9 protein-coding genes, 1 other RNA gene and 2 pseudogenes are annotated in these 15,320 nt (G+C 67.3%); 8 read left to right on the top strand and 4 right to left on the bottom strand.

What is annotated here, in order from left to right; genetic code table 11:
- On the bottom strand, nucleotides 1-941 hold a 941-nt coding region (locus tag AKJ13_RS29315), incomplete at its 3' end, for a CHASE3 domain-containing protein (RefSeq protein ID WP_144426446.1).
- A gap of 274 nt (nucleotides 942-1,215) precedes the next feature.
- Here AKJ13_RS29315 and ssrA point away from each other — a divergent pair.
- From ssrA to AKJ13_RS29285, 7 genes and pseudogenes are all read left to right on the top strand, one after another.
- Nucleotides 1,216-1,592: a transfer-messenger RNA gene (ssrA, locus tag AKJ13_RS30060) on the top strand.
- A gap of 1,907 nt (nucleotides 1,593-3,499) precedes the next feature.
- Nucleotides 3,500-4,396, top strand: a complete 897-nt coding sequence (locus AKJ13_RS29310; protein WP_050736469.1) for a hypothetical protein — start codon at nucleotides 3,500-3,502, stop codon at nucleotides 4,394-4,396.
- Between the two features lie 105 nt (nucleotides 4,397-4,501).
- Complete coding sequence (locus AKJ13_RS29305; protein WP_144426443.1) at nucleotides 4,502-4,954, top strand: hypothetical protein; 453 nt, start codon at nucleotides 4,502-4,504, stop codon at nucleotides 4,952-4,954.
- A gap of 81 nt (nucleotides 4,955-5,035) precedes the next feature.
- A complete protein-coding gene (locus tag AKJ13_RS32990) occupies nucleotides 5,036-6,697 on the top strand; it encodes an AAA family ATPase (RefSeq protein ID WP_244471798.1) in 1,662 nt (553 codons plus the stop codon).
- 299 nt (nucleotides 6,698-6,996) lie between these two features.
- Nucleotides 6,997-8,091: pseudogene (locus tag AKJ13_RS32985) on the top strand (ISL3 family transposase); the annotation flags it as partial.
- A 504-nt stretch (nucleotides 8,092-8,595) separates the two neighbouring features.
- A pseudogene (ppk2, locus tag AKJ13_RS29290) lies at nucleotides 8,596-9,437 on the top strand (polyphosphate kinase 2).
- An 885-nt stretch (nucleotides 9,438-10,322) separates the two neighbouring features.
- On the top strand, nucleotides 10,323-11,417 hold the full coding sequence (locus AKJ13_RS29285) for a hypothetical protein (protein WP_144426440.1): 1,095 nt from the start codon (nucleotides 10,323-10,325) through the stop codon (nucleotides 11,415-11,417).
- Between the two features lie 463 nt (nucleotides 11,418-11,880).
- Here AKJ13_RS29285 and AKJ13_RS29280 read toward each other — a convergent pair whose 3' ends face one another.
- From AKJ13_RS29280 to AKJ13_RS29270, 3 genes are all read right to left on the bottom strand, one after another.
- The gene (locus tag AKJ13_RS29280; RefSeq protein WP_050736465.1) at nucleotides 11,881-13,839 is read right to left on the bottom strand and encodes an AI-2E family transporter; all 1,959 of its coding nucleotides are present in this window, start codon (nucleotides 13,837-13,839) and stop codon (nucleotides 11,881-11,883) included.
- 248 nt (nucleotides 13,840-14,087) lie between these two features.
- Complete coding sequence (locus AKJ13_RS29275; RefSeq protein ID WP_050736464.1) at nucleotides 14,088-14,381, bottom strand: MFS transporter; 294 nt, start codon at nucleotides 14,379-14,381, stop codon at nucleotides 14,088-14,090.
- 6 nt (nucleotides 14,382-14,387) lie between these two features.
- Nucleotides 14,388-14,762: a hypothetical protein gene (locus AKJ13_RS29270; RefSeq protein WP_050736463.1), complete on the bottom strand. Its 375-nt coding sequence runs from the start codon at nucleotides 14,760-14,762 to the stop codon at nucleotides 14,388-14,390.
- 414 nt (nucleotides 14,763-15,176) lie between these two features.
- On the opposite strand from AKJ13_RS29270, the gene AKJ13_RS29260 reads away from it, so the two are divergent.
- Nucleotides 15,177-15,320, top strand: a 144-nt coding sequence (locus AKJ13_RS29260; RefSeq protein WP_144426439.1) for a transposase, incomplete at its 3' end; no start/stop codon positions are given.

Raw genomic sequence — 15,320 nt, 5'->3', positions numbered from 1 at the left:
CCGATCTGCGCGCCGGAATGGGTGATCTCGTCCACCGTGGCGGCGGTCTCCTGCACGGCGGCGAATTGCTCCTCCACCGAGGCCGCCTGCTGCTGGGCCGAGGCGCGGATCTCGGCGGCGGCGGCGTTGAGGTCGGCGGTGGCGGCGCGGTTGGTCCGGGCCAGATCGGACAGACCGTCCACCATCGCGTTCAGCGTCCGACCCAGGCGCGCAATCTCGTGACGTCCGCCGGAATGCAGCCGGCCCGACAGATCTCCCGCGCCGACCCGCTCGACGAACCCCATCACGTCTCCGAGCGGCCGGACGATCAGGCGGTTGATGGCGATCCCGATCCCGGCGCAGATCAGGAGCGTGAGCAGGGTGCCGCCCCACAGGGCGAGGCTCTCATTGCGTTCGGCCTGGGCGACCCGCTGGTTCAGCGCCGCCCGATGGGCCTCCTCCAGGCTCTCGATGGCGGCGAGCTTGTCGCGCAGCGTGTCGAACAGCTGCTTGCCGGTGCCCGCGGATTCGATCCGCACCGCCTCGGCCCGGGTCGCCGGGTCGGCCGCGCCCCGGATGACGGCCTGGCCGATATCGGTCTGCCAGGTGCGGGCCGCCGTCACGGCATCGGCCAGCAGGCGCGACGCGGCGGCATCCGTTCCGATCAAGCCTTTGAGGCGATCGATCGCCGCGTCCAGGGCCGGCTGCCCCTGCCGGTAGGGTTCCAGGCTGCCCTCCCGGCCGGTGATGAGATAGCCGCGCAGCCCCGTCTCCTGGTTGAGCATGGCGTTGCGGAAGGCGTCGAGGCCGCGGATCGTCTGGTTCGAGCGATTCAGGGTTTCGTTCGCGTCCTGCAGCTGGCCGCGGGTCAGCAGCACCGCCCCGCTGCTGAGCACCGAGACCAGCGCGATGACGCCGATGGCGCTCCCGACGGTGCGGTTGAGACCCAACGTGTTCGGCATGTTCGGCTTTTCCTAACCAGACTGGCGGACGGCCTCGCGCGGCCGCGGCAACCGATGGCGGCGTAAGCCCATAGCGCCCAAACCAGGCCGGTGCGAGCCGTATGCCGACAGACCCCGTCCGGGCGGGCGATCCACCGGAGCGAGGCCTCAGGGATGCTTCGGTGGCGGCGCCGGGGCGAAGGTGCGGAGCGCCGGCGAGCGGGCCGTGGCCATCTCCGCCGAGACCGTGGCTTTCCCGATCCGCACGGACCTGTAGACCTTCGGCCCCACACGCGGTAGAATGCCCATGAAGTTGACGACCGGTTCGTAATAACGTTTCAGGACCCGGGGGCGGTACCCGGCGCCTCCACCAGAAACATCCTGCCCCGGCTATCGCGCGGGGGTCGTGCAGGCAGCCATTCCTCGGCGGCTTGCGGCCAGGGGGTTTCTGCTGGGGGCGAAGTTAGGTTCGACTGGACGGTAAAGGGACCGCGAGTTCTGTCCTGTTTCGGCAGGATAAGATGCGACTTTCGGTAAGGACTCGACCGGTTTGGCGCAGGCAACCCCTGTTCCGAGCACCTGACCAAAACTCTAAATGCCAACGATAACGTTGTCATGGATGCCCGCCTCGCGGCGTAAGCATCTTGCGGCAGGGCAGCCGTAGAAACAGAACCCGGGGCTTCGGCCCCGGGGCCCACCTTTGCCGATAATACGAATCTGGGCAATGGTCCGCGGCGATCCCGCGGGCGGTCGACTCATGTCGGCCTTCTCCGTTCAAGCACCTGTGCATCTGCTGCCGGGAGCCCGCTTCGTCCGATTGGCGACGGAGATGCCCTCCGTGTCCTCAGCGACGAGTACCGGTTCGCCCCGGAGGCTTCTCGAAGAAGCCTCCGGCATGCGATGGTGCGGACGCTCCGGTGGGCGGGTACCGGGGAAGATTCCAGGGCGCTCGTCCCCGTGGTGAACGCGACTTCCCGGCAGATTGCCGACAGGGGCTGCCCCTCCTACTGCCGCGAGCGACATCGTCGTGCAGGTCCTGCAAACGCGCGGCTGGTCTCGAACGGCGTGCGCCCCGGGGCATCTCCGTGAGCGCTCCTTGGTCGAGCACGTCCCGCAGACGATGAGGGCTTATCTAAGCGGTGCGTCAGAGCCCTGAACGTATGCTCTTTCGATCAGGGTGCCGGCAATCGGATTGCCACCTCGTTCCTTCTAAGGAACGACAGCGACATGGGTGGATCGAAACCCGTGGACACGGTTGCCTCCGCCGGCTTCCATCCGGAGTCGTCCGATATCCGTTCCAGGACGCGGGCCTTCTCCGCCCGGGCCGCCTGTGTCCCCCTGCGGGGAAAGAGCAGGACCGCCAGCTGCTTCAGGAACCCCTCATCGGACGGGCCTCGGCCGGCTGGGGTGCGCCGGTCTTTGGCGGCACCCGGCGGAAGAGGGAAACGCACCGCTCCACGCGCGTCCTGGTCGACTGGCTCCATGCTCGCGACGGGGGGCGCCCCCTGATCTCCACGGGTGTCGTCTTTGCGCGCCGGGGGCCTCCGCGATTCGCGCCGGGTATGTACCGGAACAGCCGCCCGAACCACTCCCCGGCTCCCTGCCCGCGCGCGTCCACCCCGGCGTTACCGCGTCAGTCCGAGGCCCGGTATCCTCATCCACGGCGTCGGCACCGGCGGCGACGAGGCCCTCGCAGAACCGTCGGAGTGGCGGAACGGCCTAATCGCCCGGGCCGACGTGGTGCTCGGTATCGTCGGCCAAGTAGACCAGCCCGCCGAAGTCGGGAAGGCGGTCATGCGGATCGGTTGAGCCGGACGGTGCACGCGTGGGTCGGCTAAGATGGGTCCGTCTCCCGGCAGTCGATGGTCTCGATGACGATCATCCGGCAAACCAGTACACTCATGGAACCGACAGCCATCCCCGATCCCGGGGCGGATGCGCGTCCGCAAGTCGCTTCCGTCACCCGTCGTCGCCGCCGGAGTTCGCGCGCGGCTCCGCTTCGGGACGCACATCGACCCATGCCCGATCGGCAGATCCAGGTCCGGCGTGCGCCTCGCCGAAGGCGGGGCACAAGCTGGGAGGGTGCGGCCAGGCTTCCGTTAACGCTCCCGCACGAAACGGCTTGCCGGACTGAAAACTCTCGCCCGTAGGCGCTTCCCAACGGCCTCCGACCAGGCCAGGTTCACCGATGGCAGACCCGCCGCACGTACCGAGTCGCCCTTTAGCAGGGGGCGGCCGACACCGGTGTTAGCAGCACCCGCGCCGGCCTGACCACGATTCGTATCATCAGAGGATACCGAACCATGGCTGAGACTATCCCTACCGACGTTGTTGCGTCCGCGAAACCGCCCCGCGGCCCGAAATCCGGACCGCACTGCAGGTCCGTGCCGGCCAAGCGCATGATCGCCTGAGGGTCGCACCTGCACCCACCCGGTGCGGACGCGCGTGACCTCGCTTGCCTGCAACCCCGATGCCCGATCGATGCCGTCGGCCTGTGGCCGCGGCAGGAACCCGCCTGTCGCCCTGCCGTATCGCGGCAGGCGGCTGCGGGCGGGTGTCACCTGAACGGACCTCCCCTCATGCCCATCGTCGTTTCCCACCCGGCCGCCCACCGCGGCGTCCGGCACCGGATGCCTGCGCGCGGCCAGCCAGCCGTCGGTCCAGAGCATCAAACACGCATCACCGTCCCGCTCGGCAGCGCCGCTGCCGTCGGCTGCGGCTCCACCCACCCCGTGATCCCGCAGGCTTGCGGGAGCGAGCTGCTCACGGCCGCCGAAGCGGCGGTCGACGGCGCCCTCAGGGCGACGTTCGTGCCCGATCCTCTGCTCGGGCCCGGCCTGTCCCAGCTCGGCTCGGTGCTGGCCTCCGTGGTCAAACGCCATGGCGGTCTGATCGAGATGGCGATGACGGACGTCCTCGAGCGCAGCGGCCGCTACATCGTGCTGCGGGGGGTCGCTATGCCGATCACGGTCCCCACCCAGGAACTGGTGCGCGCAAGCACCCTCGCCCAGCTCGGCGATATGTCGATCGCGCTCTCCGGACCCGTGGCCCAGACCGTGTTCCTCGACCTCATCGTGGTCGATCGGCACGAGAGTCGTGCCATCATCGCCGAGGTCAAACGCGGGTCCGGCAAGAACGAGGCCCGAAAGATCCATCAGGTCGCGTGGGTCCTGCGCTGCGCCCAGGTCCAGGGACGGGCTTTCCTGGCGAGCCTCGGCTTCGAGGTGGCATCCGCGCGCGCGGTGCTGATCGATGTCTACGGACGTGCCGGCTACGACGATGATCTGACGGTCACGGGCGCCGCGATCGACCGCTTGTTCGCGGTGCCGGTCACGGCCGCGGTCGAGGCCGTCACGGCGGTGCTCCGGGGCCGCCTGCGCGCCGCCGTCCCGGATCTTCTCACGGTCGCGCTGGCGAGCCTCGGCCTCGGCGAGGACGACATCCTCCCCCATCGCCCCGAGCCGCCCTCCCCCTGATCGCACCCGTCGGTGCCGGGCTGAGGGCCCGGCGCGCCTCTCACCCCCTCCGATCACCGTCGTGCCGTGCGCCTGTGCGCCGGTGCGCTCTCCAGGCCTGTCTCCATGAAACCCTCTTCCCATCCCGATGCCGGCCGGCCACGTACGCCCCCCGAGCCCGCGCCCCCGACGTCGCCTCTGACGTGGTGGCGCCTCCTCGAACCCGCAGCCCTCGACTTGGACACGCAGCGCCGTCTGCGGGCCGCTCTGCTCGATGCGCCGCCTCTGCCCTCGCCCGACTGGGACGCCGCGTGCCGGGCCGATCCGACCGCGGCGATAGGCGTCGCCTTCAACGTCCTTGCCGAAGCCGCGATCCTGCCGGGGCGCCTGGACCCGGCGATGTCGGCGATCCTGGTGTGCGCCGCCCTGGAGGACGCTGCGTGCATCGACTTGCTCGTACACGTTCTCGGGCGCCGGGCGCGGCGCCGGGCGGACCTCGAGGCTCTATGTCTCGCCAGGGCTTGGTGCTCCGCCTCGCGACGCGGGCCCTACAACGTCATCGCTTCCGCCTGGCGCTGAAGGGGGCGAAAGATGGCTTTCTCGTCAAAACCGCCGGTCCTGCAGATCGATCCCGAGGCAGCACGGCGCCTCCTGCTTCCCATGTTGCCGCGGCGCCTGCGCGCTTGCCTCGACCAGAGCCTGCGCATCCCCACCGCCTGCACCAGCCTCGCCGTCGAGATTACCGCCCTCGCCCCGGAGGCCGAGACGCTGGTCTCGGCCTGGACCGCGGCGACCGCCGCATCGGGCGGCGACCTGTGGCACGACCACCGCTGGATCGCACCCCGCCGCGCACTGACTCGGTTTCTCGACGCGTGGGCGGTCGAGCGCGATCAACCGGCGGCGCGGGCGCTCGCGGATATCGTGATGCTGCTCACCTGCGGCGGCGATGATTCTGAGGCCGCTGCGCGTCTGGCTCGGCCGCTCTGGCTTGAACGCGACGCGATACCCGGCCTCAGCTTGCAACTAGTCAGTCTCGCGGAGGCGCAGACGCATCTCTCTCTCGGCCGAGCTTCCGAACTGGATGCCGGCTCGGACACCGACGTGATTGGCGTGACCGATCTCGCCACCGCCGTGCAGATGGCGTGGAACGATGCGTTCACGGATGCCCTGCTGGAACTCTCGGGCGAGGCGAGCAGCGCCAGCGCTGCAGCGGCGGTGCTGGCCGCCGGCGGCCACGATCCGTTCGCCAGCGAAGTGCCGTTGGTCCGCGCGCTCGTGCCGATCGGACTGCGCATGATGCAGCCGCTTGCGGATCACGCGGCGACGCGGGAGCGGCGCAAGCGCAAGGCGGTCGAGGCCTCGCTCGCTCGCAGCGAGGCGCGCCATCGCGACAAGGCGACTACGAGCCGGGCGGATGCGCAGATGCCGGATGCGGACTTCAAACCCGAGCTCGTGCCGGAGGGACACGTCGTGGTCGTACCCACGATTCAGGAGACGGGGACCGATCGCGGCAAGGCCGTCACCCGCGGCTACGAGCACATCATCGGCAAGCCGTTGCCGCTGGCGCCGGTCCCGGATCTGGCCGCGGTGCGTGCGGCGTTGCTGTTCGAGTTCCCGTACGCTCGTGGCACCGTCGACCGGCTGCTCGCCGATCTTGTCGGACGGACCCAGGCGACGCTGCGCCCGACGCTCTTGGTCGGCCCGCCCGGTGCCGGCAAGAGTCGCCTGGGGGCCCGGTTGGCCCATCATCTCGGGCTAGTGCTCTGGCGGGTGGACGCGACGCGGGATTCGGGGGCGTCTCTCGGCGGGCTTGATCGGCGTTGGGCGACGTCGGAGCCGGCGCACGCGGTCATGGCGGTAGCCAGGGCCGGTTGCGCCAACCCGCTCATTTTGCTCGATGAACTCGAGAAGTCCGCGACCCGGACCGACAATGGCCGGCTCTGGGACGCATTGTTGCCGATGCTCGAAGCGGAGACCGCCCGAACCTACCAAGACCCGGCCTTCCAAGTCGAGGTCGACCTGAGCCACGTGTCGTGGCTTGCCACGTCCAACAGCGTGGAAGGCTTGCCCGGTCCGCTGCTCGATCGCCTGCGCGTTCTGGAGATGCCTGCGCCCAGCGCGGTGCATCTCGAGGCTCTCCTCGAGCCGATCTTGGCGCGGATCGCGGCCGATCGCGGGCTCGATCCCGCCTTCTTGCCGGTCCTCGACGGTGACGCCGTCTCGCTGATCCGGCGGGGATGGCGGGGCGGTTCGATCCGACGCCTGACCCGGCTGGTCGAGGCCCTGGTGACCGCGCGCGAGACGCTCGAGACGCGCCAGTAGTCGAAGAAGCTTGCACGAATTCGAAACGGCTCAGGCATCGCCTCGCAAACTTGAGCCGTTTCGCTCATCTAAATAAACGATCTTCGACAACAAAGGATGCGCCTCGACGGGAACCCTTTGAAGCCTGATGGCGATCAAAAGCGTATCTGAGGTGAGAAGGTCAATGCCTCGTTCGACGGCATCGGGAATGGCCTGCCCCCTGAAAAGTGGCTCTTCGCCAAGTTTGGTGGATTGGGTCGCTGGGGCGGATGCGGGATGTAGCTCCTGGCTGAACCGGGCAGGGATTCTCAGATCAGGGCATGACCCTTCTGTGTCACATCCCCGGTTGTCGCCTTCTTCACGTCACGCGTGAGGATAGCACTGCCCTTCGCATTACCGCTCAAGCGAAGCGCGATCACGCCCGTTGCCCAGGTTGTCCTACCGTCAGTCGGTTTGTGCATAGCCGCTATCATCGACGGCCTGCCGACCTGCCGACGAGCGGTCAGGACGTGCGCCTGAACCTGACGATCCGACGCTTCTACGGCCACGATCCTGCTTGCGCGCGTCGGACCTTCGCCGAGCGTCTTCCTCGCCTCCTTGACCGCTACGCTCACAGGACCCGACGGCTGGCCAACGCTTAGGTTCAGACCGCGCTGGCGCTCGGGGCCACGCCCGCCGCCCGACTACTGCCGCACCTGGCGATGCCGACCAGTGCCACGACGCTGCTGAGAGGTATCCGCCAATGGCCGCTGCCGACCGGATCCAAACCGATCATCGTCGGTTTCGACGACTGGGCCCTGCGCAAAGGCCGAACCTATGGCACCATTCTGGTCGATCTCGAACGCCGACGTCCCATCGACCTGCTGCCGGATCGTTCGGCTTCGACCCTGGCAGCTCGTCTGCGACGCGACCCACAGATCCAGGTCGTGGCACGGGACCGCTAGACCGAATATGCGCGTGGGACAGCTATGGGTGCGCCCGATGCCGTTCAGGGCGCAGACCGCTGGCACCTCTTGCTCAATACCCGGCAGATGGTCGAGCGCTGGCTCGCCCACGTCCATCCGCGTCTGAAGCGTTTGCCGGCTGTGGCCCCGTCATCGCCATTGATTCGGCGCGTCACGCCCTACCCGCGCGCACCATCCGAGATGCTCGCGCGAGCCGCGGCCCGCCGCCGATGGGAAGCGGCCTACGATGACGTGGGTCGCCGCCATGCGGAAGGAGCCTCGCTTCGGCGCATCAATCGCGAGACCGACTTGGCCCGAGCCACGGTGCGTAAGTACGCCTTCGTCGCGAGCTTGCCCCGGAACGGCATGCGCTAACCGAAGCCGAGCATGCGCGATCCTTTTCTCGGGCATCTGCATGGCCGCTTCGATGAGGGCTGCGAGAACGCTGCGCAGCTCTGGCGCGAACTTCAGGGGATCGGCCTTGCCGGCACCTCATGCGCACCTCGCCAAGGTGCGCAGACCGTCAGCGTCAAAGTCTGACCGCAGCGGTACAGGAGCAGCCACAACATCCTCCTCGGGCTCTAAACCCGAAGACAGAATCACCCCTCAGCCGCTGATGCTACCCCGTGAGTCATGCTTAAAAGAGGGTTGGTATTAGAGGCTACGATGAACCAGTCATCCTCGGTTTGTGAAGGCCTTCAATCTGTCCCACAGGTGCTGACGTCGGACACCGCGGATATCGAGGTTTGGGCTGTGGATCGACGAGTGGCCTCGTATGCCTGTCGCAACAATCCGCAGCGACTTGCGAGACGAGCGAGATCCGAAGGTCTTTCTCAGGCCTGTCATGCAAGCCTGCGCCTATGGCCGACCTGCCGCGCACGTTGGAGGGCCAATAGGATGAACGACGGACATTTAACGCATGCCGCCTTGGTCGATGCCATCTGGCGGGAGCTCGCTGACAGCTACGATGAGTAGCTGGAGCTTGGGCTTGAAGACGATCGCCTGGATCAGCTTGCTCCGGGCACCCCCAACGAGCGCCCGGATGGCCTCGACCAGCGGTTCTACTTCAGGGAGTTGCTACGCCTGCAACACGAGCTGGTCCGCCTGCAGGACTGGGTGCAGGCCCACAAGCTCCGCGTGGTCGTGGTGTTCGAGGGCCGTGACTCTGCGGGCAAGGGCGGCGTGATCAAGCGTATCACCCAGCGCCTGAACCCGCGCGTCTGCCGCGTCGCCGCTTTGGCCGCGCCGAGCGAGCGGGAGCGCACGCAATGGTACTTCCAGCGCTACGTCACCCACCTGCCAGCCGGTGGCGAGATCGTGCTGTTCGACCGCTCTTGGTACAACCGTGCCGGCGTTGAGCGGGTGATGGGCTTCTGCACCGAGGCGGATGTCGAGGAGTTCTTCCGCTCCGTGCCCGAGTTCGAGCGCATGCTCGTGCGTTCCGGGATCCTGCTGGTAAAGTACTGGTCTCGATCACCGACGAAGAGCAGGAGTTCCGCTTCCAAATGCGGATGAGCGATCCGTTGAAGCAGTGGAAGCTGTCGCTGATGGACGTTGAATCCCGTCGTCGGTGGGAAGATTACACCCGCGCCAAGGAGGACATGCTGGCCCGCACCCACATCCCCGAGGCGCCGTGGTGGGTGGTCGAGGCGGTGGACAAGAAGCGCGCCCGCCTGAACTGCATCAGCCACCTGCTTGGCCATATTTCTTACGGTTCGGTGGAGCACGCGCCTGTTCAGCTGCCCGCCCGGGTACGCCATGCCGATTATCAGCGTGGGCCGGTTCCTGCTGAGATGTACGTGCCGGCCGCGTACTGAAGGGATGCTTTGGAAGGGCACATGATCGGGTGAGCACGCGCAGACTGTGGATCGGCTTCGAAGCATCGCCCCCTTAGTAAACAGGCTTAAGTCATTGAGATGACGCCTGTATTGGACGACGAAGTGGGGTCACGATCGGCGCCGATCGTGACCCCACCTTAATTTCATTTCTTGTAGTCCGGACAAAGCAATAGCTGCATTTATTCCGGGGCCATGCTTGGAGGCCGATCCACACCGAGGCGGCCGATCGCACCGCGGATCCGCGCCGCGCCGACGGCGCCTCCTCGGGCCGTCGCGTCGAAGCCCTAGGCGGCGAGTGCGATGCGACGAGCTTCGAGCGCGCTCAGGTCCGCCTTCAGGGCCGATCCCTCGTTACGATCGCCGGATCCGGATTCGTGTGGCTGGCCGTGAGCCGTCGGTTGCGGTGTCCAGTTCCCCCGCCGCGCCGACTCTCACGCGACTGCCCGGCCTAGGCTTCACGGGCGGTCTACGGAGAACTGGCCCGGAAAGCGCCTGTCGTCACGTGCTTGCCCGCCGCAGCGCCTTGCGGTGTCGCGAACACCTCGGGCGCACTGGCGGTAAGAGGCGTTCCTCTAGCAGGCGTGGGATGGGTTGTCGCCAGTCCGGCCATTCTCGTGCCGCGCGTTCTCCGATTGTGCAGGCTGGTCCCGCATCAATCCCCTCGACGGCGGCTTGAGCCGATAGCCCCAGGCGCAGATTATTGATTTTTACCCGACAGTCGGTAAATTACCGTGCGCTGCGTAAAAGGCGGTAATCGGTAATATGGCTGCTGCATCGTCCTTCGTGTTCGCCCGCCCCGAGGTGGCTTCCCGGGTGGCGCAGTGGGCTCTCGGAGAAGATCCGTTCTCCCCCGGGGAGGTCAGCGTGTTCCTGGCGGCCCCGCGTCGGACGGGAAAGAGCACATTCCTCGTCCACGACCTATTGACGGAGCTCACGTCGCGCGGAGCAATCCCGGTCTACGTCGACCTGTGGTCGCAGCGTTCCGGCGATCCCGGCTTCCTGATCAACGAGGCGGTCCGGAAGGCCCTGGACAAGCAGGGCAAGGGTGTCCTCGGCCGTATCCGGAGCGCCGGCGTGACGAAGGCAGGGCTCGGGTCGTGGTTGAGCTTTGATCTCGACAAGCTCGGCGTCCCTGGCGGCGCGACTCTCTCGGAGGGTTTGGCCGCGCTCATACTGAAGAGCGGAAGCCCGGTCGTCGTGGTCGTCGACGAAGCCCAGCAGGCCCTGAAGACCGAAGCCGGCCGGGATGCCATGTTCGCCCTCAAATCGGCCCGGGACACGATCAACCTGGATCCCGCTCTGACCAACGGCCGCCCGGCGGCGCTGGGATTGGTCTTTACCGGATCGCATCGCGACAAGCTGGCCTCCCTCGTCACCGGACGCGACCAGCCCTTCTTCGGGTCGCGGATCCGCGACTTCCCCCTTCTCGGCCGCGACTACACCGAAGCGTACGGGCGGCATATCAACGGGCTCCTGCCCCCGGACCGGCGGATCGATGTCGCGGAGATTGAGGAGGCCTTCGATATCGTCGGCCGACGTCCGCAGTACCTGCACGCCGCCGTCACCCGGTACGCGACCGGCGACCTGGGTGGCGAACGCGAATTCGATTCCCTGCTCGGTCTCGCCGAGGACGAGCGCGAGGCCCACTGGGATTCGTATCGACGGCAGTGGTCGAGCTTGGACGCCCTACAGCAAACCGTCCTGCGGCGGATCATAGCCGAGGGCGACAGCTTCAGACCGTTCGACGCCGACAGCCTGGCTGCGTATGCGGCCGACGTCGGCGACCAGGTCGCGGCCAAGGACGTCCAACGGGCGCTCGACGGCCTGCGGGAGCAGGAGCTCGTCGTCCGTTTGGAACGTGGCAGATACTCGCTCGAGGACCCCTCCCTCGCCGACTGGCTCCGGGCGGAAACAGCTCCGACCGAGGAGGATGCGTCGCCGCAGGGGCCGCGGCTGTAGGCGTCGGACAGCTGCAACCGGCAGACCATGGTGTGGATCGGCCTCCAAGCATGGCCCCGGAATAAATGCAGCTATTGCTTTGTCCGGACTACAAGAAATGAAATTAAGGTGGGGTCACGATCGGCGCCGATCGTAACCCCACTTCGTCGTCCAATACAGGCGTCATCTCAATGACTTAAGCCTGTTTACTAAAGGGGTGACGCTTCGAAGCCGATCCACAGGCCACAGCCGGGACGCTGATCGGGACGTCTTTGACGGTCCGAACCGAGGCATAACCCATGGTCGGGCGTTTGAAGGCGAGGACCGGAAGGGAGAAGCCGCAGTCGCGTTCCCCGGAACGGAGCATGAAGGCACCGACCTCGTCGCCTTCGTTATTCACCCGGTTCGAACGAGTGGCATAACCCCGTGCGGTCCCCCGACACCTCAATCGGCCGATGTATCTACGAGAGGTTTGCCCGGAGGATCAAGCCACGCTGACGAGACCTTTTGGTGCTTCGGCGGCGGCGGCAAGGCACGCTTCCACCGCCTCGCGCAGCGAGGACACGTAGACGTCCGCGCCGACCTCCCGGCCCACGGCGGCATCGGTAAGTACCTTCTCGCCCACGGGCCAAAGGCCGACCAGCACCCGCACGCCCGGCAACCGACGCTTCAGCCGCTCCAGGAGGTAGCGCAGGTGAGCAGGGTTGCCGGTAATATCGAGGTAGGACACGCACACCATTGCCACTCCGGTGACGTCGAGGTCCCGGACGCGCTCGCGAGAGACCTCGCCGTACGGGATGACCCGAGCCCCGAGGCCGTGTTTGCGGAGCAGCTGCGCGAGCATCGCCGAGGAGGCCTCGTCGAGGGGGCCGCGCCCGGCCACGCACAGCACCGGCGCGTCGCCGCGCCACGCCACGGGGAGCGCGTCGCGGGATGGGGCCTGCCCGGGCACCGCCTCGTTCTTCGGGTGAGCGCGCTCGGCCAGGGTCGGCGTCGCGTTCGGGTTGACCGCCTTGTCGTCGCCGGCCGGTTCGACGTCCTCGTGGTCTTCGAAGTCCTCGACCAGAGACCGTGCCGAGGCGCGGATGTTCTCCAGCTGCGCGGGGGTCACGACGCCGCGGGCGTAGTCGTTAGCGGCGAGCTGCAAGCCCTTGAGCGCCACCTCGTCGTAGTATGACGAAAGCGAGCGCTCCTTCAGCATGGTCTCGCCGAGGTCGCGCGCCTCGTCCGGGTCGCCGGCCAGCATGCGCTGGTAGAAGTTCTCGACCGGGGTAAGCGGAGGCCGGTCGCCGAGCATGATGTCGAGGAACTCCAGGCTATCGACGTGGCGGCCGAGCACGACCAGGCAGACCGTGAACGGGGTCGCCAGAATCAGGCCGATGGGCCCCCACAGGAAACCCCAGAACAGGGTCGAGACAATCACCGCGAAGGGCGAGAGGCCGGTCGAGTGTCCGTAGAGCAGCGGCTCGACCACCTGCCCGAACAGAGGTTCGGCCACGAGGAACAGGGCGGCCGTGGCGATGACCATTGACCAACCCGGGTCCACGGCGGCTGCCAGCGCCACAGGAAAGATCCCGGAGATGAAGGCGCCGATGTAGGGGACGAACCGCATCAGCGCCGAGAACACGCCCCACAGGAGGGGATTGGGCACCCCTATGAGCCACAGGCCGACGCCGACGATGATGCCGAAGGTGGCGTTCATGCCGAGCTGGGCCAGGAAGTAGGTGCCGAGCCGGCCGGCCGCATCGTCCATGGCGACCGTCGTACGGTGCAGGTCGCTCGACCCGAACAGGCGGATCATGCGGTTGCGCAGGTCCTCTCGCTGCAGGAGTAGGAATACGACCACGACGAGCACGATCCCGATGGTGGTCAGCGGCTCGAAGATCGGACCGAGCACTTTCTCGGCCAAGGCCAGGGGCGAGACCTCGGGCTCCTGGACACGCACGAGCTGTGCCTTCGGCGTGTCGCCGGCTGGCCCCGTGGCCGCGGACGTGCCCGCGGCGTCGGCCTTCTGAGTGGCGTCTTGAACCTGGTGGCTGAACTTCTGGATGACCCGGTTGGCGTCGCCGAGCCAGCCCTGCTGCAGCCCGGCGAACTTCTTCTGGACGGTGACCTGGTACTGCGGGAAGTTGCCGGCGAGCCCGGCGACCTGCGTTCCGATGATCGCGCCGAAGCCGCCGATGACGGCGAGAGCGAGAAGGACGGCCACGATGACGGAGGGGACCCGTCCGAGTTTGATCCGCCGCAGGAGGTTGACGACGGGCCCCAGGACGAAGCTGAGGAGCACCGCCAGGACGAGGGGGATGAACACCTCGCGCCCGAAGTAGAGGGCTGCCACCAGCACGACCCCGACCGCGAGGGTCAGAAGCCCGCGCAGGCCGGGCACCAGCGGGGGCGGCACCTGGGCGGGCGGACGCAGGGTTACAGCTTCGTCGGTCGGCATGCGGCGTGGACTCCTCGGCGCTGCGCCGACGCACGCGGCACGCTGGTTATAACGCCGCCAGCAGTCTTTCGACACCTGGCCGAGGCCAGTAAGATCTTAACGCCGTTCGGTGCTTACCGGACGCCATCCCCAGCCACGGATAAGGTCGCTCGGTAGGTCTCTTGGCGGTTCAAGGCTCCCGGGCGCGTCATGGTACGCGTAAGGGGCAACGTTCCCCGCGACGCATGTCCCAGGATTTGCCTTGAAGGTCAGGCGCGTCGGCTCAGGCCTGCGGCGAGGGGAAAGGCCAACCCGCACAGGGCAGCCATCGCCCAGAAGGCCTGCGCACCGAACTCGGCATGGGGGTGTACCGCCGTCCCGGTCAGGGCGGCCGAGGCGATACCAAGACCGAGAGTGCCGAAGTGTGTCTGCGCAGTGGCGGCGAGCCGCTTCGGCACGAACTCTGCGATCAGGCGCATGCTGGCCAGATGCAGCACCGCGAAGGTCAGGCCGTGCGTCAGCTGGCTGGCGACCAGCAGGGGAATCGCCGTCGTCGTTGCCAAGATCGACTAGCGGATCACCCCGAACACCGCCGCGAGCATAGCGGCCCGGGCAGTGCCCAGGCGCGACAGCAGCCAGGGGCCGACAAACACGAAGACCAAGACCTCGGACGCGACCGCTGCCGACCAGAGCAGGCTGATCGTGCCCGGCCCGATGCCGGCCACGCGCCGACGGATCACCGCGAAGGCATCGTTCAACGCGTGGCTCTCCATAACGAGGGCCGCAACCAGCAGCATGCGCTGGAACAGCGGAAGACCCAGGAGTTCGCCGATGCCGTCGAGCCCGAGGGATCGTCGATCCGCCCGAGCCGGCACGACAGGAACCCGGGTCGCCGCGAAGCCCATCGCGACGAACAGGACGCCGCTCAACACGATGAACCACACCGCCCCGGCGAAGTGATCCGCCGGGCCCCGCCCCTTGCGTCGGGTTCCGAGCCGCTGCGCCGGACCGTCAGCGCCTCGCCAGCGGGATTGGTGATACCAGGGCGATCAATGCCCAGGTCAGCCAGGCGCCGTGAACAGGCGAGCGCTAGACGGTTGCCCTGCGGCTTCCTCAGGCCGCGTCTGGCATACGGGCGAGGAGCTTGTCGAGGGTGATCGGGTAATCCCGCACCCGAACGCCAGTGGCATTGTAGATCGCATTCGCCACCGCTGCCCCGACGCCGCAGATGCCGAGCTCTCCGACGCCCTTGGCCTTGATCGGCGACGATTGCGGATCTTTGACCCTGACCCAGCAAACTGGTCCGCGCTGAGCGCAAGTTTTTCGGGCATCCTGAACCCTGAAGGAGGGTGGATGCCATGCCCCGCAAACGCTTCACGAACGAGCAGATCGCCTTCGCCCTGCGACAGGCGGAGAACGGCGCGACGGTGGACGAGGTCTGCCGGAAGATGGGTGTGTCCGAGCCGACGTTCTACCGCTGGAAGAAGCAGTTCGTCGGCATG

Origin of the sequence: Methylobacterium sp. ARG-1, from assembly GCF_001262595.1 — a bacterium.
GTDB lineage: Bacteria > Pseudomonadota > Alphaproteobacteria > Rhizobiales > Beijerinckiaceae > Methylobacterium > Methylobacterium brachiatum.
This window is presented reverse-complemented; position numbering and strand designations above follow the sequence as displayed.

Coding starts and splice junctions, on each gene's coding strand:
- AKJ13_RS29310 (WP_050736469.1), top strand. CDS start 3,500: ATGCCCATCGTCGTTTCCCACCCGGCCGCCCACCGCGGCGTCCGGCAC.
- AKJ13_RS29305 (WP_144426443.1), top strand. CDS start 4,502: ATGAAACCCTCTTCCCATCCCGATGCCGGCCGGCCACGTACGCCCCCC.
- AKJ13_RS32990 (WP_244471798.1), top strand. CDS start 5,036: ATGTTGCCGCGGCGCCTGCGCGCTTGCCTCGACCAGAGCCTGCGCATC.
- AKJ13_RS29280 (WP_050736465.1), bottom strand. CDS start 13,839: ATGCCGACCGACGAAGCTGTAACCCTGCGTCCGCCCGCCCAGGTGCCG.